The organism is Nocardia sp. NPDC003999, from assembly GCF_053604885.1.
In genome coordinates this window covers 106645-131833 of record NZ_JBSGIB010000006.1, presented here as the reverse complement: position 1 = coordinate 131833, position 25189 = coordinate 106645, and the positions used below count along the sequence as shown (strand labels likewise).

General features: G+C 71.4%; 1 protein-coding gene (cut by a window edge). It reads right to left on the bottom strand.

Annotated elements, in window-relative coordinates; genetic code table 11:
- A protein-coding gene (locus ACWESM_RS15385; RefSeq protein ID WP_452492248.1) for a WXG100-like domain-containing protein crosses the window boundary here: on the bottom strand, positions 1-25189 show its 5' portion. The gene continues 7847 nt to the left of window position 1, outside the view; only the first 25189 of its 33036 coding nucleotides appear in the window; its start codon is at positions 25187-25189; the stop codon falls past the left edge of the window.

Here is a 25189-nt window from a genome sequence, read left to right as displayed (position 1 = left end):
CCCGCGTCAGATCCTCCTCGTTCACCGGCAACCCACGGCGAGCATCCGCCAGGTCGGCCCGCGCGTCCGCCAACTCCCGCTCCGCCGCATCACGCCGGGCGGTCGGGCGGCTCGGTTCGGCGTCGACACGTACCGATTCCCCGGCCACGGTGTCCGCTCCACGCGAAGCAGATTCTTCGCCGGGGTTGTCCGATATCGGACGGGCCACCTGGCCGTCCTCGTCGCGAGCGTCGTCCACCCGCGCGAACGCGTCCTCCGCGTCGAACACCCGCCGCGCCGCATCCTCGAGCCGTGCAACCCGCTCCTGCCACGGGCCCTGCTCATCCACCCGCATCGTGCGGCCACCCAGGGCTTCGAGCGCATCGTCCAACGCATCCCGCGTCAGATCCTCCTCGTTCACCGGCAACCCACGGCGAGCGTGCGCGAGGTCGGCCCGCGCATCCGCCAACTCCTGTGCCGCCGCATCACGCTCAGCCGACAGATGCTCGGCGTCAACACCCGTATGCCTTTCGCCGCCAGTCGCACCCAGGTCGTCGGCTCGTGTTTTCCCCGCGACAGGCCCTCTGGTTTCCCGAGCTTCTCCGGGTGAAGCCGGGTCGCCGACGCGCGCACTTCCCGCGACGGGTCTCCTGGGAGACCGGTCGCCGTCATCCGGAGCCGGATCGCCCACGCGCGTAGTTCCCGCCACTGGTTCCCCCGGCGCGGGCGGTGGCGTTGGCTCTGTGCCCGAGGGGAATCCGTCGAGCTCGCGTTCGAGTGCGTCGAGGCGGTCCATGGCGCGGCGGTGGATCTCGTCCAGTTCGTCCAGCAGGCGAGCATGCAACTCGTCCAGCGTCTGGGCCTCCGGAGACGGGTGTGCCGCGTCGTCCGGCCCGCCTGCGAGCCGGTCGAGCCGGGCGACGGCGGCGTCGAAGTGCTGATCGAGGTCCGTCGCGATCCCGTCGAGCTGGGCGAAGGTGTCGCGAAGCAGCTCGTCGAATCGTTCGTCGGTGCGCCGGGCCGCGTCGTCGAACTCCGCGCGGATGCGCTCCAGCGCCGCCTCGGCCGAGTTCTCCGCGCCCGGGCGGGCCGTGGGCGCCGCGAGCGGCGGGACCTCGGCTGCGGCCGGGACGCCCTGGTCGGGCCGAGCGGACAGCTCGTCGAACCGTGCGGCGATCTCGGCTTCGATGTCGGCCAGGCGGTCGAGAGCGCGCTGCTCGATCCGGTCCAGATCCGTACTCGCGCGGCGCAACAGGTCGTCGAGCTGCTGGTCGATTCGGCGGTGCAGCTCGTCGAGGTCGGCGAGCGCTCGGTGCGCATCGTCGCGCGCGGTGACGGATGGGGAGTGCGGCGCGGCGTTCCGCGGGTCGTCCGACGCACTTTCACCGGACTCATCCGGACGCACGGTGCGCGGCGACGCCGCATCCGGCTCGCTCCCGGGACGGTCGGTCGACGGCACGGCTAGCTCACCGTCACCCGAATCATCGGACGCGCCCAGACGCGTGGTGCGCGACGCCTCCGCCGCATCCGGTTCGCGCTCAGGACGGTCGGTCCGCGGCACACCCTGCCCACCGTCACCCGAATCATCGGACTCGTCCGGACGAGCGGTGCGTGGCGACGCCGCATCCGGTTCGTCCTCGAGACGATCGGTCCGCGGCACACCCTGCCCACCGTCACCCGAGTCGTCGGGCTCGTCGGGCTCGTCCGGACGCGCGGGTGCGGGTGGATCCTCCGGGGGCTTCTGCGCACCGCCGTCGGCGTTCGGCGCCGAGGATTCGTCCTCCTCGCGTGGGCGCGACGGCTCCTCTCCGGCGGGCGGGCGGCGATCGCCGCCGCGGGGTCCTTCGCCGGGGCCATCGGTCGGGCCGTGGGGCCGCGACGGCGTCGCACCCGATGCGGGCGGCAGGTAGCCCGGGTCCGGTGCAAGCGGAGCGGGAGCGTACGGGATGCCCGCGCGCCAATCGGTCAACGGCGGGCGGTCGGCGTCCCAGTGATAGCCGAGCGTGATCGCGTGCGCGTTGGCCTGCTGCCAGGTCGAAAGCGGATTTTCATCCAGGAATCGCGCTTCGGCCAGCATGTCGTCGAGCAGCACGAAGTCTTGTGACAGCGGGACGCCGTCGATCAGTCGCTGCCACGCCTCCGCTACATCGGCGAGGCGGTCCATCTTCTCGTCGGTGTACCGGCCGGCCGGATCGCTGTGTTCGCGTACTCGATGCTCCTCGACCATCAGGTGGTCCTTGATGCGCGCCAGTTCCTCGCGGGTGAACACGGGAACGTCGTCGCGCATGTGCTCGGCGAGCGCGGTGGCGATGTCGTCGGGATCGCCACCGCCCGCCACCAGTTCGCGGATGTCCTCCACAGTGTCGCGAATCGCGTCGGGGTCTTCGGCGGCGAACCGGTCCGCGAGGTCGGCCGCCATCCGGTCGATCTCGTCGTGGATGCGCCCGAGTTGCGCGTCGACGTCGCCGAGCGGATCGATACCCGGCTGCCGCCGGACCAGCCGTGCGACGGCGTCCACCACCTCGCGCGCCCGGGTTTCCTGCTCGGCGCGCCGATGCCGGTCCAGGCCGTCGGCGATCCGGTCGATGTCGGTGTCGTCGGCGAGGAAGCGCTCGTATTCCCCGTCCGCCCAGTCCTGGACCCGCTGCCAGGCAGCGACGTCACGGTCCCACTCGCGCCGCAGGCCCTCCGGGATGTCGACCCGGTCGCCCGGCGGCACATGGTCGGCCGCATTCCACGGCCGGTGCATCGGCTGGATGTTGCGCTGCGGCGGGGCGAACCATTCGTAGTTGCGGAACACCGTGCCGAACGGCGGCACATGTCGCAGCCACGGCCGCGCCTGCACCCACTCGCCGATCTCCGGATGACGCTGGATCCACGCCTTCACCGCCGGATGCTTGGGCACCTGCGCCGCCATCAGCAGCAGGCGCACCACGTTGTACGAATCGCCGCCCCAGTGCTGGGTGTACACGTCGTGCTCGTCGACGCCCGAGGTGTCGTACCGCGAAGGCGCCTGCGGCATGTGCAGCGGAAGGGTGCTCTCCGGGATCATGCCCGGCGGGACGTCGTCGGTCGGCAGGGTGATGTCGTTGACGACGTCCTCCATCGCCCACCCGCTGACACCGTCCGGCAGTTCCTTCCGCGAGTACTTCTTCGGCGGTTCGCTGCGATCGCGCCCGAATTCCCAGTCCGGACGGGTCGGATCGACGCGGTGCCAGACGCCGTCGGCGTCGCGCCACGAGGTGATGTCCAGGCGGCGACCGCCGATCCACCCGGTGCTCAACCGTTCGATCTCGGGCGGGTCCATGTCCTGCGTCCGCACGTTGTCTTCGCGGTCGGCGAGCACGTGACGGTAGTCGACCGTGGTCTCCGGGCCCACGATCGCCTGTGCCACATCGGAACTGCGGCGCAGGGCGTCGGCCAGAGCGGCGTCGTGATCGGCGCGCGGGGCGGACGGGTCGGGCCGGGCACCGAACACGATGATGCGCGGGCGCTCGCCGTCGATGATGCCGACCCGGTCGGTCACCATCCGGCCGCCGATGCGTTCGATGAAATCCCGATACGCGCCCGCAACCCTGGCCATGTCGTCCTGGATGCGGCCGATCGCGTTGTGCGCGTCGTTCACCTCGCGTGCGACGGCATCGAGCGCGTCGATGTCCCGGCGGCGCGCGTCGGCCTCCGCCTCGGAGAGCGTGCCGTCGGCGAGCCCGTCCCGGACCGCCGCGCGCAGGTCGGCCACGGTCCGGTCCAGCCGCTCCGGCTCGCAGGCCGCCTGATCGACTCGGCCTTCGGGATCCAGCAGGCCCAGGCGCGCCGCCAGGTCGTCGCGCTCGTGCCGCAGCGGCTTGACCTCGCGCAGCGCGTCGGCCCGCTGTTGGGCCAGCCCTTCCAGCGCGTCGATCACGTCCTGCGGCCGGGACCGCTGCGCTCCGACGCCTGCCCTGCGCAACTCATCGATTCGACGGTCCACCTGCTGGATCCGCTCGTCGAGCTGGTTGACCTGCTCGGCGGCCGCGGCGAGTTTCTCGATCGTCCGCCTGCGATGCTCGAGTTCCAGCGGCTCCGGCGCGACCCGGTCGGTGTGCGGCGCGTCGTCGGGGCCGCCGCCGTCGTCGACCGTCCTGACGTTCGCGGCGTCGTACAGCCGCAACACGGTGGTCTCCAGCTGATCCCCGCGCAACGCCGACTCGTCCAGAACGACGCTGTCACCCCAGGATTCGCAGCGGGCGGCGCGGTCCTCACGTTTGGCCCGCCAGAACTCGCGTTCACGGGTCAGGGCCTGGCGCTGCTGGACGAGCCGGTCGTATTCGCCCACCGGAGTGGTGGACAGTTCGAGATCCGCGAGTTGCGCTCCCAGGCGAGCGGTTTCCACGTCGGCGTCGGCGAAGTGCCGCGCGGTCTGTTCCAGTTCGTCGATCCGGGCGAGACGTTTCGGCATCTCGCTGACCGGCATGGTCCGTCCGCGCAGCTCCTCCAGCGTCCGGTCCAGGCCGTCCGGTCCGGGTCGCAGGGCCGCCCAGTCGTCGGCGTCATCGATCGGCAGCCGTCCCGCCAGTTCGTCGCGCCGCGAGCGCAGTTCGTCGCGCCGGGCCTGCGCCTGCTCGAGTTCGGTTGCGAGCCGGTCGTATTCCGTCCGCGTCTCGGGTGACATCCGAGCGCGCGGGTCGTCATCGGCGCCACCGGTCCGCGACCCGTCCGCGCCGAGCGGGGGTGTGTCCGTCTCCGGAGTGGCGGCGGACGACGGCGCGGAGTCGGTCCGTGCCGAAGCCGCCGAGTCCGGCGTGGCCGAATCGGCGCGTGGTTCGCTCCCGATCGGCGCGTAGAGCCTGCGCAACCACTGCGCCCGGTCCTCCGCCATCCGGGCGTTCCATTCCGCTTGTTGCGCGCGGAGTTCCGCCCATGGGTCGTCCGGATCGGCGTCGGCGATGCGCCGCATCCGGTCCGCTTCGAGCGTGGCGGACCAGCTCTCGTTCTCCGCCTGCTCCAGTCGCAACCAGGCCGCGCGGTCGGCGGCCATGCGGGCGTTCCATTCCGCCTGTTCGGCGCGTAACCGTGCCCAGCGGTCGTCCGGGTTCGCGTCGGCCTGCTCGCGCAACCAGGCGGCGTGGTCGGCGGCCATGTCCGCCTCCCAGTCGGCCTGCTCGATCCGCATCCGGAAGTACCAGTCGGAGGGCGAGCCGGGCTCGTCGCCGGGGTCGTCCGCGGAGCGCGGTGTGGTCGGCGGCTTTTCGGCACCGCCATCGCCCGAAGCGGGCTTCGCGGGATTGGCATCGCCGTCGCCGGAGCCGGACTTCACGGAATCGACTTCACCCTCGCCGGAGCCGGGCTTCACGGAATCAGCATCGCCATCGCCCGGGCCGGGCTTCACAGAATCGACTTCACCCTCGCCGGAGCCGGGCTTCACGGAATCAGCATCGCCATCGCCCGGGCCGGGCTTCACAGAATCGACTTCACCCTCGCCCGAGCCGGACTTCACATCGGCGTCACCCTCGCCGGAGCCGAGCCGCACGGTCTCGGCATCGCCATCGCCGAGCTTCGCGGAATCGGATCCATTTTCGCCGAAACCGGGTTTCGCGGTTCCGGATTCACCCGGCTCGGCTGGGTCATCGGATCGCCGCCCGGCCGCGGTGTGCCGCGACTCTCCGCCTGCGGCCGCATCCGCGCGCGGGGCGATCGGCATGACCCGGATGGTGCCGTCGGGGTCGACCCGCAGCTCGCGCGGCCGTGCGCCTCGAGCCAAAGCGTCCGCCACCTCCGGATGCCCTGCGGCCGCATCGGCCAGCGCGTGAGCCGGATCCGTCCCGCCGAGATTCACCACCAGCACCATCGGAGGCTCGCCCGCGAGGATGCCCACGCGATCGGTGACCGGCCGGGCATCCGCGCGCAGCAACGCGTCGCGTTCCAGGGCGGTCGCCATCGCCCGGTCCAGGCGCTCCACGCGCTCCTCGGCCCTTGCGAGCCGTTCCGGATCCTTCGCCGCGCGTGCGGCGTCGCGTTCGCGCACCGCGTCGTGCTTCTGCGCGGCAAGCCGGTCCAGCACCGCCTGCCGCCGGTCGGCCTCGGCGCGGCGGGCCTGATCCGGGTCGGGGGTGCGCGGCCGGTCGAATTGCGGCGGGTTGTGCTCGGTCTGGCCCGCGTCGATCGAGCGCGGGGCGTCGTCGCGCGATCCGAAGGACAGCCGATCGGCCATGCGCCGCAGCGCTCCCCTTGGTTCGCGCCGGACCAGATCGGACCCGCCGTCGCCGAGCAACCGGGAGATCCGCTTGACCAGCTTCTTGACACTGCCGTCGGACATGCCGTGGAAGAGCCTGCCGAAGGCGTCGTCCAAACCACCGTCGCCGGTCGGGGCCGGCACGCGCCACCCGCCGTTGCCATCGGCCTCCAGCACGATGCCGAACGAGTAATCGGCGATCTCGATGCTGCCCACCGTGGTCCGCGGCCACGACACGCCCGGTCCGCTCCCCGGCTCGGGCAGCGGCACCTGCCTGGTGGCCAGCCGGTGGGCCACCACCGCCGGATGCGGTTCGCCGACCTCCGGTTCCGTACGGAAGTTCGTCAGCGCGTCGTGGCGCAGCGAGCCCTTGTTCTGGCGGCCCTCGTAGGCTTCGTGTGCGTCCGCTTCCCGCTGATCCTGCTTGGTGTGGAACATTTCCGGACCGAGCTGACGCAGCCACGCCTCGAAGCCGAGACCGGTGCGGCCTGCCTCGCGATAGCGCAGATAGTGCGCCAAGAACTGTTGCATCGTCTCGTAGCGGTCGGGCGCGCGATACGGCCCCTCCGCCACCCCCGCGGGCAGCCAGCGGGTGCCACCGTCGTCCGGCGAGACGGCGAGGTAGTCGAGGCGATGCGTTCCGCTCCACAACACCTCGGCATATGCCGAATTCCGCACCGCCAGTTCACGCAACGCGTCGATATGCCCGCCGGGCTGCGCCACGATGACCAGGCGGTGCACACCCCGCTCACCGGTGAACAGCGCGATGCGTTCGGTCAGGCGGACACCGGCGGGATCCCGGTCGAGCAGGGCGTTGACCGTGCGCCGCGCCACCGCCGAGTCGTCGGCCTCGACGGGAGCGTGCCGCGCCGGCTCCGCCGCATCATCGGCCATCGGCCACGGCTGGTAGCGGCCGTGGTTGTCCGCGGCGGAACGGGCGACTTCCATCGTGATCTCGGCCTCGGGCAGCCCCACCTTGTCGACGTACTTGCGCAGCGCCGTCAGCCCGGCGTCCAGCGCGCGACGCTCGGGCGGCACGCCGTCGTCGGCGTGCGACGCCTTCCGGTAGGCCCGATCGTAGGCCTGCGTGTAGGCGGTCTCGGCGGGGCCGACGGGCACGAAGCGTCCCGATTCCCGCAGCACGCGCAGGGTTTCGATCTCGACAGCGAAGTCACCGGTGCGCATCCGCCGAAGTTCGGGCGAGTCCGCCTTGTGCGGGCTGGGCGCGTGGTCGAGGTCGGCGGCGGTGAATCCGTTGGCCCGGTCCCATTCCGCGGCGTAGTGCGTGGCGTAGTCGACGCCGTCGATCAGCGGCCCGCGTTCGACCAGCGCGGCGCGCACCTCGCGCACCGCCGCCCGGTAGGCCGCCGCGTCGAGCATCGATGGCCGGACCGACGAGTTGTCGCGATACGCGCGTGCGGCGATCTTGCGTGCCTTCTTGCGTGCCTCGTCGAACGTCTCGCGCAGTCGGTCGTCGTGTTCGACGGTGCGCGGTTCGTCCGGGGTGCGTTCCCGCTCGCTCTGGTACTTCGCGCGTTCCTCGCGGACCCGGGCGAACTCGAAGGCCCTGGCGTGCGCCTCGGCCTGGCGGTCGAGCATCGTGCCGACGTACTCGTCACGCGACAGCGTGAGCCGTTCCAGCGGACCGTCGCCCACCCGCGTCTGCTCGGCCATGGCGGCGGCGTGCACCCACGCTTCGGCGAGCTCGAGCGCCGACGAATTCGAGTGCAGCACAATGCTGTCGGCCGACGGCACGTAGCCGCTGTCGGACCGCAGCTGCTGCCTGCCGTCACGCGCGGCCGGTGGGTCGTCGAACGTGAACCGGATATCGACGCCGAGCCGGTCGACGGTGCTCATGGCCCACCGGCCGACGGAATTGCCGTCGCCGCGCACCCGCTCGCCGCGCATGTTCTGGTAGACGCGCAGGTTGTCGCCGTCCAGCTCGCGCATCACGCGGTCGAGCCGGTCGGCCAGGTGGTCGGCCGGTACCGGCTCCTCGGCCGCGGGCCGCTCCGGTCGAGCGACATCGTCGGGCGGATTCGGCGTCCGCTCGCGCATCCAGTGGCCGTCGTCCCCGGACCGGACCGCGGAAGGATCGGTCTGCTCGTGCCGCAACCGCACCGCGCCGGAGTCGTCGACGTCCACCCACACCCGGTCGGCGACGACATCCTCCACCACCAGGGTGTGCCGCAGTGACGTGTCGGGCGCCTCGTCGCCGGTCACCCTGGTGAACCGGTCACCGGTCTCCGCGACGAACACCTTCGGCGGCCGTCCGGGCAGCCACGCCACCCGGTCGGTGAGCCAGCTGCCACCGGCCTCGCGAACCTGCCGGTCCATCAGGTCGTGCCCGACTCGCGCCGCGAGTTCGAGGGCGACGTCGTCCCGCGCCGCGACCGCGCGCCCGCGATCGGCGGCGAGTTCGCTGAGCACCCGCACCTGAGCGTCGAACGTAGCCAGCTGGTCGTCGTCGAGTTTGCGTACCAGTTCATCCCGCATCGCGTCGATGCGGCCGATCTCCCTGGTGTGAGCCGCGTGCCTGCGCACGAGGTCCTGAGTCTCGCGCGCGGCCTCCGCTGTCGCGGGCCGGTATTCGGCGGCCGAGCGCTCGTGGTGCTGGGCGGCGTCCCAGTCCCGGCCGTGCGTGCTGCGGGCACTGGCGCGCTCCTCGGCGGACCACGGCGGGTCGAACAGGTCACCGGCGAGCAGCGCCTCGACGCCCGCCTCTCGTCCCCGTTCGCGCAACCGGCCGGCATCCATCGCCGGGTCGGCCTCTTGCGCCCGGGCCACGGCCGCGTCGTAGGCCTCGAGGTACTGCCTGCGTACCGCGCGCTGGTACTCGACCTCGACCGGCGCCAGCGCGGTGGGCCGGCCGGGATACCCGGCGTTCTCCAGTTCGCGCAGGAATTCCGCCTGCCTGCCGGTCGCGACGGCATCGGCGCGCAATTGCGCCGTTACGTAGTCCTCCCGTGACATGCCCCGGATCCGGGACGGCGTGACCTCCACCTGCCTTGCCCGGATCGCCTCGGTCAGCGCGGCCACACGCACGAGTTCGCCGGCCAGCTCCACCTGTCCGCGGTCATGGGTGTCGATCCGGATGTCCATGGTGCGGCGGTCGAAGACGTCGGCCGCGCCGATCTCGTCGCCGAGGTCGGCGAACCGCACTCGGGCGCCCTCCGCGCGGAGCAGTTCCGCCGCCTCGCGACCGACGGCGGACTGTTCGAGCACCTGCCACACTTGGGCCGATTCGGCGTCGACCCGGCTCAGCTGCCACAGGTCGTCGGCGCGGACTTCGCTGTCGGCGCGCTCCGGCTGGTCGGCCGCGTCGTCCGCCGCCGGTTCCCGCTGGTTGTCGTCGACCCGCTCGCGCGATCCGGTGGCGTCCGGCGTCGAGTGCGTGTCCGCGTCGGCGAACTCCGGCTCGCTGAAACGCACTGTCGGCGCGGGATCGCCTGCTTCGACACGTATTTCGGTGAAGCCGTGCTCGGCCGCCAGCTCGCCGAGGAGGGAGTCGCGCATCGTTTCCTCGGGCGTCCGGTAGAGGTCCGGGTCGTGGCCCGGACCACCGTCCCGGTGCCATTCGCCCCGGATCTCGGTCACCAGGTGCCCGAATTCGGACATCGCGCTGCGGAAAAGGCCCGCGCCGTCGGCCGCTCTGGTGGCGGGCTGTATATGGACGCGCAGCACCCCCTCGGTGTCGACGGTGACGTGGATGCCGCCTTTGCCGTTGGGGTAGAACCAGGTGTTGCGTCGGTCGTATTCGCGGACCACGGTATGGTCGTCGCCGACCGGCGTGATGGCGTCGGGCGGCGGCACAGGGGCGATGTCGCGCGCGTGCTCGCGTACCCGCGCCAGCCGCTCCATGGCCAGGTCGTGCCAGTCGGTGCGGCCGTAGCGCTCGAACTGCGGCCGCAGCGCGGCGACCCGTTCGATGAGGATGTCGACGGCCTCGCGGGTCAGCTCGTTGTCGCGGTAGCGGACGCTTCCGTCGGCGTCGCGGGCGAGGAATCCTTCGGCGAACGGGCTCACCGCGTCGCGGGCCTCGGCGCTGTTCTCGAAGGCGCGGCTGTGGTCGATGCCCGCGAGCTGCCGGTCCGGCCCGGCGAGCCAGCCGAAACGATCCCGGTCCGGGGGCCGGACCACGGTGTCGAGCAGGCCGAGGGCGCGGCCGGGAATCGAATCGGCGTAGCCGAGTTCGTGCGGATCGGTGAAATCGCGGTGCCGGTCCCCGGCCGGTTCACCTGGCATCACCTGCTGGTAGACGACGTTGGGCTCGTGCAGTACCGACTCGGGCACGGGGGCGTCGACGGCCCGGCCGAGCGCCCCGGTGAGTACCTCGGCGACGGCGTGCCGCGGATTGACGACGATCTTGCGGATCAGTTCGGTGCCGTTGGCGAACCGGACCAACTCGACGCTCCGGGCGCTGTGCGCCGAATCGCCCTCGCGCAGTATCGTCGCGCCGATCTCGCCGGAAGCCAGCGCATCCGCCACGACCTGGTCGAACGAGCGGGTGCCGTGCGCGGCGTCCCAGGCGTCGCCGTAGAAATCGGCGTGGGTCCGATCCGGGCCGACGGTCTCGGCGTCCATCAGCGGGCGCAGCGCCTCGAACGCGGCCTCGCGCGCCTTGTCCTGCAGATCCTCGGGCCAGGCGTTCGGCTCCGCCGCCCGCGCGGCCGCGTGCGCGGCGTCGTACGCCTCGGTGTACACCCGCTCGAGTTCGGTCTCGGGGATCTCGTGCCGCGCCGCGCGCAGTTCGCCGATCGCCGCGAATTGCATGATGCGCGCGGCCGTCTCCAGGTCGAGCATCGCGCCGACGTACGCGCGGCGCGACGACTGCGTCCGGAGCCGGGCGGCGTCGGGCATGTCCGGCGCGTGGGTCAGATCGGCGAGCGTGCCGCCGCGCACCAGGGCGAGTATCTGCTGGGTGTCGGTCAGGCCGGGATCGAGGACCAATCGCCGTTGCGCGGGGTAGTAGCGATCCGGCGCGTCCGATTCGTACTCGACCCGCACCTTGTGCTCGGTCAGCGCCCGATCGATCTGCCTGCCGATCTCGGTCCGGGCCAGTTCCGCACGGAGACGGGCGGTCCGCTCCGCTGCCGCGGTCCCGGCGAGATCGCGCGGCGTGACCGCACCGACCGGGTCGCTCGGCGCGATCGGCCCTGGCTCGTCGACGGATCGGACGCGCACGCGGCCGAAGTCGTCGATCTCCACTTCGAGGAACCGGCGGTCGACATCGTCGCGGCCGAGCAGCGCGGCCGCGAACGGGTCGCGCTCGGCTTCCCGCATGACCCGCTCGTGGTCACCGGCTTCCGCGGCGATCACCAGCCGGTCCGGCTCACCCGGCACATGAGCGACGTGATCGGTGAGCACCCGGGCGCCCGGCTCACCGCGGATGGCCGCGCCGAGCACGCCCCGCGCGGCCGATGCGGCGAGACTGTGCTGTTGCCCCTCGAGCCGGGTCCCGGCCTGGTCCCGCAGATCCGCCGCGTCGCTCAGCACACGCAGATCGTGCTGCCTGCGCAGCGATTCGGCATCGTGGTCCGACCGGGTGGCCGCGTCCTGCGCCTCCCGCAGCGCCCGATCGATCGTCGATCGGGCGACGTCGCGGGTGCCGAAGAGCGCCTCCGCCCGGCGGGCGAATTCCGCGGCGGCCTCCCGTGCCCGCAGCCTGGCGTCCTGGCGGGTCAGCGCGCCGTGCCATAGTTCGTCCGCGGTGGTCGGCGAGAACGGATGGTGCCTGCCCGCCTCCGCCGCGCCGTCGCGGCCGACATTGGCCTCGTCCCAGATGTTTCCGTAGTAGTCGGCGTAGTTGCGCCCGTTGTTCCATTCCGTCCGGCGCAGCGGCTCGCGCAGCGCCGCGACGCCGAGATCGTGCGCCTCGGTGCGGGTTCCCGCGTTGTCCCAGCGCCGCCGGGACAGCTCCCGGTCGAACGCTTCCCGGTAGTGCTCTTCGAGCGGATGTTCGGCGATCTCGTAGCCGAGCGCGCGCAGTTCGGCCGCGAGCCGGAAGTGCCTGCCGCTGGCGGCGGCTTCCTCGTCGACCATCGCGTCGACGAATTCATCGCGCGACATCGCGCGGATGCGCTCGGGTGTGTTCGCCGTGGTGCGCTGGAGATGACGTTGCGCGTGCAGCGATTCGTGCGCCAGAGCCAGCGCCTGGCGCACGTGCGAATTGCCCGCGGTGAACGCCAGCGCCGACAGTTCGCGACGCCGGAACTCGCCGGTCCGCCCGTCCGGCGCGGTGTCTTCGTAGCCGGTGCGGATCGGGCCGCTGTCCAAGCTCGCCAGAATCTGTTTGCCGTAGTCGGTCTGCCGGAGCAGGGCGCGGACCTGGTCGTCGTGGGTGTCGAGAACCAGGCGGTCGTTCGTCGGCGCGTCGACGGCACGGCCGATTCCGCCCTGCTCCGCGTGGTGCAGCAACAGATCGTGCAGCGCGCGTATGGGTTTGCTCGCCGGGCCGAGATCGCCGAAGTGGTCGCGCAGCACGACTTCGGCGAAAGCTTCGGCCACCGCCTCGTGATCGTCGAGCAGGCCGTCCTCGTCGAGGCTGTACCCGCTGAGTTCCCGCAGCCACTCGCCGAAATCACCGTCGGGGTCCGCGGCGGCCAGCTCGAGCAGATGGCGCTCCGCCCGCATCCGCGCGGCGAGACCACCGGCGTGGTCGAGCACGTGACCGTATTCGTGCACCGCGACGGCGAAGACGGGCCGCCGCAACATCATCGGCTTCAGTTGGTCGTTGCCTACGGCGTTGTGCACCGCCGCACGGAAGTCGCGCGCGCTCGTGGCATGCTCGTGACTGAGGACGATCGCCCTGGTGAAGACCTTTTTGGTGACGTCGTCGATCTGGCCGTCGGCCCACCCGAGCTCGCCCCGCTTCAACTCGCCGATGCCGACGCCGCGCAGGTCGACGTGCGGGAACCGCTGGTGCATTTCGACCACGGCCCTGGCGTATTCGCGCACCACCTCGGGGTTCAGGCCCGGCCGGTCGAAGCCGAACACCTCGAACCCTGGGTTGCCCGTGGCCTCGCGCAGCCGGTCCCGCAACAGCTCGCCGACCTCGTGCGGACTCAGCTGCGACCACTCGTCCGCGGTCGCGGCGCCGAGCACCTCCGTATCGGGCACGTCCGCCGCGATGTCCTCGGGCGGATGGGAACCGCGCGGGGACTCGTCCGCCACGCGGTCCCGATCGACGTGCGGATCGTCATTCCCGGACCGCTCGACGCGGTGCGGCTGTTCGCCTTCCGGCGTGCTCGCCCTGCCCGGCGTCAACCGATCGATGAAGCGGCCGAACCTGCTGCGCGGCGCGGCGCGATCCGCCAAGTCGGTGGAGCCGTCGCCGAGCAGCTCGATGATCCGCGCGACCAGCTTCTTCCGGTCGGGCGCGGACAGGCCCTGCAGATGCGTGGACAGGACATCGGATTCCGATCGGTTCGACAGCGGAGCGGGCACCCGCCAGCCACCGTTGCCATCGGGTTCCAGGTGGATGCTCAGCACCGTCGACCCGACTCGGAAGATTTCCAGTTCGTGATGCGACGGGCGTGGTATTCCCGAGTCGCTGGGCAGCGCTATCCGGCGGGTGTACAACCGGTGCGCTACCTCGGCCGGATGCGGCGGCGTCAACGGCGGATCGGCGTCGGCAGCGGTGCGGTGCCCCGCCTCGTGGAAGCCCTCGGTCAGCCTGCCCGGCACGTGGAAACCCTGGCGGCTGGTACCGCGGGCCTTCTCGGCGTCTTCGGCGGTGTAGAACGCGTCGGGTCCGAGTTGTCTCAGCCACTCCTCGAATCCGAGATGCGTGCGGCCCTCCGCCCGGTAGCGCAGATAGTGCGCCAGCATCTCCGTGAGCGCTTCGGTCCTGCTGGGGTGACGGTACGGCCCCTCCGCCGCCGTGACGGTGATGTGGTGCATGGTCGGCAGGCCGCCTGCCCCGCGCACCGCCTCGCGGTAGTCGAGGTAGTGCGACCGGTCCCAGAGCACGTCGGCGAGTTCCGGGTGGTTCGCCGCCAGTTCGCGCAGGGCGTCGATGTGCTGTCCGGGTTCGGCGACGACCACCAGGCGCGGCCGCCTCCCCGGCTCGGAATCGGCCGGGTAGCGCGCGACGCGATCGGTGAGCCGCTCCGGATGCGGCTCGCCGTCGAATTCCTGATCCAGAACGCGCCGGGCGAGTTCGGCGTCGTCGTCGCGCCCGATCTCGCGCGTCGCGGGGTCTTCGGAGCGCGGCGCGATCCCGTCCTCACGCGCCTGTGGATGACCCCACCGCGACTCGTCCTCGTTGCCCGCCGCGCGGACGACGTCCAGGGCGATCTCGGCCCGGTCCAAGCCGACCCGGTCGAGATAGCGCCGTACCGCCTCGCGTCCCGCCCGGTGGGCGGCCTGCTCCGGCGGCGGAGCCTCGGGGTTGCGGCGATGCGCCTTCTCCGCCTTGGGGTACGCCTTGTCGTAGGCCTCGGTGTACGCGCGTTCGGCCGGGCTGACCGGGACGTATTCGCCCAGATCGCGCAGCATGCGCAGGCTTTCGATCTCCAGCGCGACATGCGTGGCGCGCTCCCCGGCCCTGGCACGGCTGTCGCGCGCCTGCGCGTCGGCATCGACGACGCGTTCGGTCGGCGCGATGCCGTGCGCCCGGTCCCATGCCGCCCCGAAGTGATCGCCGTAGTCGCGCCAGTCGACGTGCGGCCCGAGGTGGTTCAGGTGCTCACGCACGGCGCGCACACCGGCGCGGAAGGCGGCCCGGTGGTACAGCGGGAAGGACCGGACGACGCCCGACTTCCAGTACGTCTTCTCGGCGTAGCGCAGCGCGTCGTCGTAGGCCTTGCCGTAGGCGCGTTCCAGGTCGTCGACGCCGATCCGGTTCGGATCGATCATGCCGGTGTCGTCGGCGTTGCCCGCGTACATCAGGGCGTACGCCTCGGCCATCCGGTCCAGCATCAGGTCGACGTATTCGTCGCGGGAAAGGGTCAGCCGCGCCAGCGGTTCGCCCGCGGCCTCGTGCATCTGCTCGGCCAGCCGCGCCGCGCGCACCAATTCCGCTGCGTGCCGCCGAGATCCGGCGTCGGATTCCAGCACGACGGTATTGGTGACCGGGTTGTAGCCCGCGTCCGGCCGCAGTCCGTAGCGGCCGCTGTCCATGCGACGGATGCTCGCCTCGGACTCGGCGCTGAACCGGATGTCCACCCCGAGCCGCTCGAGCACGGCCGCCGCCCATCTGCCCTGTCGACTGCCGCTGAGTTCGACCAGTGCCTCGTTCCGCAATGCGGCCGCGTGCTCGGTGATCGTCCGCTGGTGCGTCCCCTCGCCCACCCGGTGCCGGGGCGGATCGGCCGGCGCGGGCGCGTCGGCGGCGTCTCGGAGGACGTGCAGGTCACCGGATTCGTCGAAACGCACCCGGATGTCGGTGGGTGGCGGTTCTCCGGCCAGGGCGGCGCGGTCTGACAGGTCTCGCCGCACGATGTCGGTGATCTCGCCCAGTACGCGGGCATGTTCCGTGGTCGCCCGCGTGTGCTGCGCGGTCAGATCCGCCAGCAGCAGCACGTAGTTGGTGCCGTTCCAGATGTCGATACGCTCGGACCGTTCCCGGACCAGGTCGAACTTTTCCTGCCGCGTGGACGGGATCTCGTCGTCGGGAAGGTTGAATCCGTCCTGCAGCCGCCGGAACGCGCGATCCCAATGCGCCTCGACGCGCGCCAGCTCGCGCCTGGCCGCCGCCTCCGTCCGCTGGAGCCGATCCAGTTCGCGGGCCGTGGCGAGATCGGAGAGAGCGTGTTCCGCCGCCCCCTCGGGTGAGCGGTGCGCGGCGTCCCACTCCTCGCCCGCCTCGTGCCGTCCGCTGACGCCCTTGCGTGGATCCTCCGGTGCGTCGAATCGCGGATCGGCCAGCAACTCGGCCACGCCCGCCGCGCGCCGCCGCTCACTGTCCACGCCCGAATCCGATTGCCGTTCCCAGGCATCCAGGTCCAGCACCCGACGCAGGTCCGCGTCGGCGCGGTTGCGCACCTCCTCGAGGTCGATCACCCGCAGCGACGCCCGCTCCAGTTCCGACAACCGGTCCCGCCAGGCGCTCGCCTGGTCGATCCGGATCGTCCGGCCGTGCAACTGCTCCATGGTGTCGGCCAGTGCGGCGCGAGTGCTCAGTTGCCCCTCGTCCGCCAGGCCGCGAGCCGCCTCCGCACGCAGCGCCCGCGCCGCGTCGACCGCCGCGGCCGCGGCGTCACGCCGGGCGGTCAGCCGAACGGCCTCCGCATCCCGGATCGCCCGGCGCGCCGGGTCGTCCACAAGGCCATCCGGCTCGACGGCCCGGTCGAAGACATCCAGATAGGCCGATTCCAGCGCGCTGCGCTGCGCGGCATCGATCACATCGCGCACCGGCCCGCCGTACGGGTCGTAACCGGCCTCGCGCATCTGCCGGTGGAATTCGGCTTGGCGGCCGAGCGCTTCGGCCTCCGCCCGCACCCGCGCGGCGACGTGATCGGCGCGGTCCAGCGCGCGGATCCGGGCCGGGTTCACCTCGAATCTGCCCTCGGCGACCGCACCGGCCAGCTCCGCCGCCCGCACGACCGCCGCCGCCTGCGCCAGCTGGTCGCGGCCACGGGTGCCGATGAACACTTCCATCGTCCGCCCGTCGAACCCGTCCGGCTGTCCGGGACCGTCGCCGGGTTCCTCGAACCGGACGGCGGCGCCGAGGTCGCGCAGCCGGGTGAGCGCTTGCCTGCCGATCTCGCTGCGCACCAGCACTTCACGTACTTCCGCCGCGGCCACATCGGTCGGGCGATGGTGCCAGCCTGCGGGTTGCGCCTCGTCCGGGCGGACCAGATCACGCGCGCCGTTCTCGTCGCTCCCGGCGGTGACGGGTTCGGTGAGATCGGCGGGCGGTGCATCGGTTCGGCGTCGCGGCTCCTCCCCGTCCCGGGGGTCGTCTGCCCGAACCGCGTGTCGCTCGGAGTTCTGCGGCGCTTCGACGGCGTCGCGTTCGAACCCGCCCGGCTCATCGCGCGAGATGAACCGCTCCAGCCGCAGCCCGTCCATGAACCGGCCGAGCCACCCGCGGCGGCCACCGCGGTCGACCGCTTCGTGCAGCAGGCTGTAGGCCACCCGCGTTGGTTCGCTCACCTGGAACAGGCCGCGCGACCGCACTTCGGCGAACGCCTCGGCCAGCGCCTCCGCCGGGTTGAGCTGCCCGGACTTGTCGAAGCTGTATCCGCTGAGGTTGTCCTTCAGCCACGCCAGGTAGCCCTCGGTAGTCGGTTCGCCCAGCCGCTTGGACATGTAGTGGTTCAGCAACGCGGCGTCGAGCTTGCGCCGGGCGTAGCCACCGCTGCTGATGTCGAGGATGTGGCCGAACTCGTGGACCGCCAACGCATGGACGGGCCTGCGGGTGGCGCTCGAATGCAACCATCCCGATTCGACGCTCTCTTCGACGGCCTTCCGGAACTCCGTCGCGCTCGCGGCATAGTGCTCGTTGATCAGCAGGTCGTCCGCGTGCACCCGCCGGGTGCCGTGGTCGATCAACTGCCCGGTTTCGGCGAAGACGCCGCGCGGCAGCTCGCCGACGACGATTCGGCGCAGGTTCGCCTGCGGGTTCCGCTCGAACATCTCGACCATCGACCGGGCGTATTCCCGCAGCACCTCCCCGTTGAGGCCGCCCCGGTCGAAGCCCGTCACCTCGAACTCGGCATTGCCCGTGATCCGCCGCATCGTGTCGCGCAGCTTCTCCCCGACCTCCGCCGGACCCAGCCGCGACCACTCGTCGTCGAACGGCGCACCGAGCAGCTTCGCATCGCCCTCGACCGCATCGATCAACCGGTCGTACAGCATCCGGACCGGCTCGGCCACGTTGTCGCGACCGTGGGCGACCACCTGGACCAACGCCTCGGCCATCGCCTCCGACGGTTCGATCCCCTGGGACGTCAGGCTGTAGCCGCTGAGGTTGTCGCGCAACCATTCCGTGAAACCGTCCATCGTCCGGTTGTCCGGATGGTTGTCCATGTAGTGGTCGAGCAGCTGGTCCTCGGCTCCGCGCCTGGCGGCGTTGTCACCCGCGGATTCCAGCGCGTGCCCGAACTCGTGCACGGCGATCGAATACGCGGGCCGCCGCAGGACCGCCCGGTCGTACAACCCGTCGCCGACCCGGTCGGTCATCGTCTGCCGCAGGTCCCGCGCGCTCGCGACGTATTTCGGGCTCACCGTGATCGACTCGGTGTAGTGGTGCCCGTCCTCGTACCCGGAACGCGCCTCCGCGATCGCCTTGTCCGGTAGGTCGCCGATGCCGATGCGGCGGATGTCGACCTGCGGGAAGCGCGAGTGCAGGTCGACCATCGCGCGGGCGATCTCGCGCACCGCCTCCGGGTTGAGACCGTCGCGGTCGAAGCCGAACACCTCGAACTGCGGGTTGTCCGTCATCCGGCGCAGGTCGTCGCGTAGTTTCTCGCCGACCTCCGCCGGGCTCAGGCGCGACCATTCGTCATCGGTCGGTGCGCCGAGCAGTTCGGTGTCGGGGGCATGCGCCGCGGGCTCGTCATCCGGCGTGCGTGGCGGCGCCGGGTCGCCCGCCGGTTGCTCCGGGTGCTCCCCGACCGCGAGATCGGGATGCGCGTCGGCGGCGACGAACCTGGTCGCGCGCGCGTCGTGCAGCGTCCCCTGGATCAGCACCTGGGAGAACTGGTCCGGCAGATCGAAGATCGGCTTGTACTTCCAGGACGCGCCCTCCGGCGGCGCCCCGGTGCGCCATTCCAGGATCACCCCGTCGCCGTCGGCGAATGCCTCGGCGGCACTGCGCGTACGCGACCACGACGTGGTGTCGCTCTCGGCGGCGCGGCGCTGGGAGATGTGCTCTTCGGCGGACAAGTCCACGGTTCCGCGTGGCACCGCGCGTCCCGAAATCGCCTCGCGATACGACGGATTCACCGACCCGTCGGGCAGTAACCGGGGGATGCCGCGATACAGCGGCGTCCCGTCCTCCGGCAGGTCGCCCTCGAACAGGACGTCCCCGTCGCGACCGAACGAGTCGTCGGGGTCACGCGCTCGCGAACCGTCGTTCGGAAGGTCGATGTGGTCGGCGTCGAGCGAGAGCGGCGCGTCGCTGTTCTCCGGCGGCTCGGCGGCCAGCCGGGTCAGCAGGTCGTGCAGCGCTCGGGCGGGCGCGCTGACCGGTTCGTCGTCGCCACGGAGCACGTGATCGGCGAACGCCTCGGGCAGCGCCTCTTCCGGCCGCAGGTTGCCGTCGAGGTCGAAGCTGTGGCCGCTCAGCTGGTGCAGCCAATCCTCGAAAGCGAGACCGGGGTCGCGGGTGTCGTCGTCGAGATAGCGCTCGTACAGGTGCTCCTCGGCGCGATGGCGTGCGCTCTGCTGACTCGCGTGGTCGAGCGCGTGCCCGTATTCGTGCGCCACGACGGCACGGACCGGACGGCCCAGAACTTCCGCGGAGAACCGGCCGTTGTCCACACCGATCCGTATCCGGTCCCGGAAGGCCTGCGCACCGGTCGCGTGGTCGTAACTGAGGACGATCGATTCGGTGAACATGCGGCCGGACGCGTCCAGCCGTGGCTGCGCCATGCCGATCACCTCGGGCGGCAGCCCGCCGATACCGATGCTGCGCAGGTCGGCGGACGGGAACCGATCGACCAGATCGACCATTGCCCTGGCGTATTCCCGCACCACCTCGGGGTTCAGACCGTCGAGGTCGAACCCGAAGACTTCGAAGTCGGGGTTCCGCATGGCGTCGCGCAGGTGCTCCTCCAGCCGCTCGCCGACCTCCTCCGGACTCAGGTGCGACCATTCGTCCTCGCCCGGAACGCCGAGCAGCTCCGCATCGCGGGCGGCGGCCACGTCGCTGTCGCCGTCCTGCGGCGGGACCGACGAATCGTCGGCGTCCCGCGCCGGAGTGCCGGTGTCGCGCGCCGAGGTGCCGGTATCGCGTACCGGAGCGTCGGCATCAGGTACCGAGGCGTCGGCCAGCGGCGCTCGAGCCGGTGTTCGTGCCAGCGCGGGCGATTCGATGCCGCCGATGACATCGACCCGCACCAGCGCGCCATCCCGATGAAGGTTGAACTCGCGCGAGGTGACAACGCCATTCTTGGTGGCGTGCACCAGGTGGTACTCGACCTCCAGCGTCCCGTTCCGGTGCGCCTCCAGCAGTTGCTCACGCGCCTTCGACAGCGCCCGCCCCGCAGCGCTGTCCGGGTCTACGCCGCGCGCCGCCATCTCCTCGGGCGTCTCGGTCAGAATCCGCCGCAAGTTCTTGTCGATCGCGGCCGTACGGCGCAGATACTCCGGCGAACCCTGTTGCGCTTCAGCTACTTTCGAACCGCCAAGGTCCCAGTGGACACCCTTGGCCTCGATCACCACCAGTTTCGGCGGACCACCGTCTGCGCCGGGAACCAGTACCGCTATGTCGACGGTATCGGCGCCATCGATCGCGCCCTCGAACGGCGACAGCAGTATCGCCCCCGGCCGCGCTTCCGAGTCGAGCCCGAACGCCCTGCCCGCCAGTTCGCCGAGCGTCTTGGACGCCTTCACCAGCAACGGACCCAGCCGGTTGAACTCCGCGGCGTTGCGCTCCATCTCGCCGAGGCGATCCAGCTTCGCCTGCTTCTCCTCGTCGGAGAGGTCGGATTCGAGAATCTCGATCTCGAGTTTCTCCACGCGCCCGGGGAGCTTCTCCTCGGCCAGATCGCTGATCTTCTTGATCTCGAACTCCGCCATGTGCCGCTTGACCGCGTCATTGGCCTTGTTGCGCTGTGCCTCCACCGTCGCCCGCTCGGTGACCGTTTCCGCGATCTGGGCTGCGATCTTCGCGTCGACCACGGTGTACGGCTGCTTGTCGCCGGGATCGGCCATGAACCGGTAGGGGCGGCTCGTCAGCGGATCGCTGAGATATTCCTTGGTCAGCTCGTCGTGCAACCGGAAGCTGTCGTCGCGGTAGGTGCCCGCGGCGTCGTCTTCGTGATGCCACGTTCCGTCCGGATCCCGGTAGGAGTCGGGCCGATCACCGAACTTGTGCAGCACCCCGTCGGCGTCGCGGTACATACCGGTGGGCACATCGTCGTCGCCGTGCTCCGACCGGTGCTCGGCGTCGTCGGATTCACCGAGGAAGTCGGGCGACTCGTCGAGCGCCGGAGTGCGGTCGCGTGTGGGCCGCGCGCCATCGCCCTCCGCACCGCCGCGGTCCAGCGGCGCCCCCTTCCGATCGCCCGGTTCCGGCACCTCGTCACCGACGCGCGGCGGCGTCGCCGGATCAGACGGCCGATTCGCCTGGTCCGCGGCGCCCGGTTCACGGTCACCCGGCGGAACACGTTCGGGATCGGATGCATTCGAGTCGTCACGCGAGCGCGCCGGTTCCGTATCGCCGCGGTCCAGCGGCGCCACCTTCCGATCACCCGGTTCCGGCACCTCGTCGCCGACGCGCGGCGGGGACGACGGATCAGACGGCCGATTCGCTTCATCCGCAGCGCCCGGTTCACGGTCACCCGGCGGAACACGTTCAGGATCGGACGCATTCGAGTCGTCACGCGAGCGCGCCGGTTCCGTATCGCCGCGGTCCAGCGGCGCCACCTTCCGATCACCCGGTTCCGGCACCTCGTCGCCGACGCGCGGCGGGGACGACGGATCGAATGGCCGATTCGCTTCATCCGCAGCGCCCGGTTCACGGTCGCCCGGCACAACCCGTGCTGGGTCAAGTGCATTCGAGTCATCGCGCGAACGCACCGGGTCCGACACCGGGTCCGACGGCGAACGCGGCGGTATCGGGGCATCGTCTGCGGGACGCCCACCGGCGACCCGCCACCAGGTGTCGGCGTTCTTGCGGAACTCGCGGGCATGCCATTCGGCCTGTCCCGCCTTGATCCGCAGCGAGCGTTTCGTCACCCCTTCGGGCAGATCCGCCTCATCGGCTCGGTCGATCAGGTCACGCAGCTGCCGCGCTTGCTCGGCGGCGCGCCTGGAGTGCATGTCGGCCATCTCGGCGCGCAACCGCGCGCGGAACTGCTTCGGCGTCTCGCCATCGCGCCGACCCGCGATCTCGCCCTCGGGACCATAGATCGGCCGATCGTCGGCCGGCCGCACCCGCGGGTCGGAACCGCTCGGCGGCACCACCTTTCCCGCACCGTCGAACAGGATCGCCGATACCGAGCGGAGGTCCGACGGCACGTCCGGCGGGAACCCCTTGCGGCTCTCCGCTCCCGGGTCGGACACCTCGAGGCGGAACTCGCCGGTGTCCGGATGCATGCGCACGGTCAAGGTGTAGGCGTGCGCGCCGACCCCGTGCTCGTCGACCGGGCCGGTGTATTCGTCCACCACGAGGGCGCGCGGTCCACGGCCTTCGGCGACATCGCGCGGGTCCATCCCCGCCGCCATCCGCAGCAATTCGTCGGCGATGCCCTGGTGACGAGACTCGTCCGGCCCGCCGTCCGGGTAGTCCCAGAGACGCCCGCCCGCGGCCTCCTCGATTTCACGCAGGGACATGCCGCGCTCGCCGACCGGCTCGTCCGGCGGCCGGATGGTATCGCTACCGGTGGCCTCCTGGAGTTCCGCGAGCGACAGCCTGGCGCACTCCCCGCGATTCTTCGGATGATCCTGTTGCGCATCGGAATCCGGATCGTCCCGCGTCGTCTCGTCGGTGTCCCGGCGAGCCTGGCCATCGGTGTCCGCACTCCGGCGGCGGGCCGGGCCATCAGCATCCCCGCCCGGGCGGCGGGCCGGGCCATCGGTATCCCCGCCGGGGCGGCGCGCCGGTCTGGACTCACCTGCGTCACCGGCGAGCGGCAGCACAACCGGTTCCGCGGTATCGCGCCTGCCGTCGTCGGATTCCGAGGTATCGCGTGATCGCGACGCCTCGCCCGGTCGATCCGCATTCGCCTGACGCGTCTCTCCGGCCGGGCGCGCCCCGCCGTCCTGGCGCGTCTCCCCGACCTGACGGGTCGCGCCCGCCTCCCGCCTGGATTCGGCTCGCGGCGCCTCGGAGTCGGCCTTGCCCGCACGCACCCCGGCCTCGTCGCGACCGGAACCGGCGGCGCGATCGGCCACACCGGCCCGGCCCCGGTCGGCGGCCGCCCTGCTGTCCGGGTTGGCGGCCTGGGCGCGCGAATCGGTGGACGACGCGGGCCGTGCGTCGCTCGATCCCGGCGAAGCAGGAGACGCGTGCGTCGCGCCCGGCGCGACACCAGTGGACGGCGGCGTGCTCGCGATACTCGGTCCGGCGTGTGGCGACGCCGGGTGGCCGGTCAGCGGAGCGCCCACGGCCGGCGTCGCGCCCGTCGGCGCCGTGTCCGATACCGATCGCGTCTCCGTGTTCTGCACGCCGTCGACGGTGCCGCGCTGGGCGGCCCCCGGTTCGGTAGCCCTATCATGCTGACCCGCGGCGATATTCGGCTCTTCGGACCGACCGGCTCCGGCGCCGCGGTCCTGTCTTCCTTCGTCGGCGAGCCCCGCGCCGGTGTCGGACGCCGACCGCTCACCGGTGGACCGTTCCCCCGACGACGAGTGCTCGCCGGACGACTGCTCACCCGATGTGGACCGCTCACCAGACGACGACTGCTCACCCGACGTAGACCGCTCACCAGCCGACGACTGCTCGCCCGACGACGCGCGCTCACCCGACGACGACTGCTCACCCGACGAAGCGCGCTCGCCGGACGTGCCCTGCTCACCGGTCTGCGCCGGAGTGCCGGACTCACCACTCCGCCCGGCGTCGTTGCCCTCCGACCTCGCGCCATCGGAGGCCGCGCTCGAAACCCGATCTCCCCCGGACGCACCGGTGGCGCGCGACGTATCCGTGCCGCCGGAGTTCGATGAACTATTGCCGCCGGCCGCGGGCATTCCGGCGCGCGGAGCGCCCGCACCGTTCGTCGCCCCGGACGTGTCCGACGCACCGGAAGCGTTCCCGGCGCCTGGAGCCAGACTGCCGTCGCCCGCGCCGGTCGTTCCCGCGCCATCGGGCCGGTAGCCCACCCGCGCCCCGCCCGCGTCGGCGAAGAGATTGTTCAGGCGGGTTCCCAAGTCGGGACGACTCATCGTGGTCGGCATCATCTTGTTCCACATGTGCGCGGAACCGACCTTCGCGACGCTGGTCATCGCGCCGTTGGAGGCGCCCGCGGTGAACATCCGCCAGTCGACCGGCGTGTTCCCCAGGTTCTGTAGCGCCTGGTCCAACCCGTCGGTCGCGACATCGAAGCCGAACTGTGTCGCGGTCGCGCCGACGAAACCCGCTCCCGCGCCGACCAATCCCGCCGTCGTCCCGGTGATGATGCCGTGCAGGAACGGATTGAACTCCGGGCCGAACCGCCGGGTCAGCGCGTGGCCGAGCTTCTCGCCCAACGGCCCCGCCGCGGCGCCGCCCGCCGCGGAGCTGACGGCGGTGACGACGACCTGTTCGACGTTGATGTTCTTGCGGTGCCCCTGCTCGACCTGATAGGCCTGCACGCCGAGTTCCTGCATGGTGCCGAGGATCGTGTCGATCGCGATGTGCCGGAGCAGGAAGCTCACGAACCGGTTCGCCACGATCCGGCCCACGCGCTGGATCACCGCCTGCACCAACCGCTGACCGATGATGCGGACCGCGATCCGGGTGGCCGCGATCGCCGCCGCGTCCACCGCGGGCTTGAACGGGCCGGACGCGAACGACGCCGCCAGCTCCCCCGCCAGCAACGCCAGCGACGACCAGTACATCAGCTTGCCGTACTCGATCTCGGTGCCGACGTCGTAAGCGGAGTCGCCGATCTCCTTGAAGTAGTCGGCCAGCTTCGACAGCGTCTGGTCGTCCTGCGGGTTGCCGCCGCCGAATGTCAGGAAGCTGTCGAAGGCCTTGACCATCTCCTCGTAGCCGTCGCCCGAGGGATAGGCGGTCATCGACGCGCTCTTGGCCGCCACGATGTCGGGGATGACCGAGCGCAACTCGGACGCGGCGGTCCGCCAGTCCCCGCCCAAGGCCCACATCTGGTCCTCGTTGCCCTCGGGCCACTCCATGCCGACGATCGGCTCGAGGTACTTCAGCGCGCCGGGCAGCTCGATGGCCAT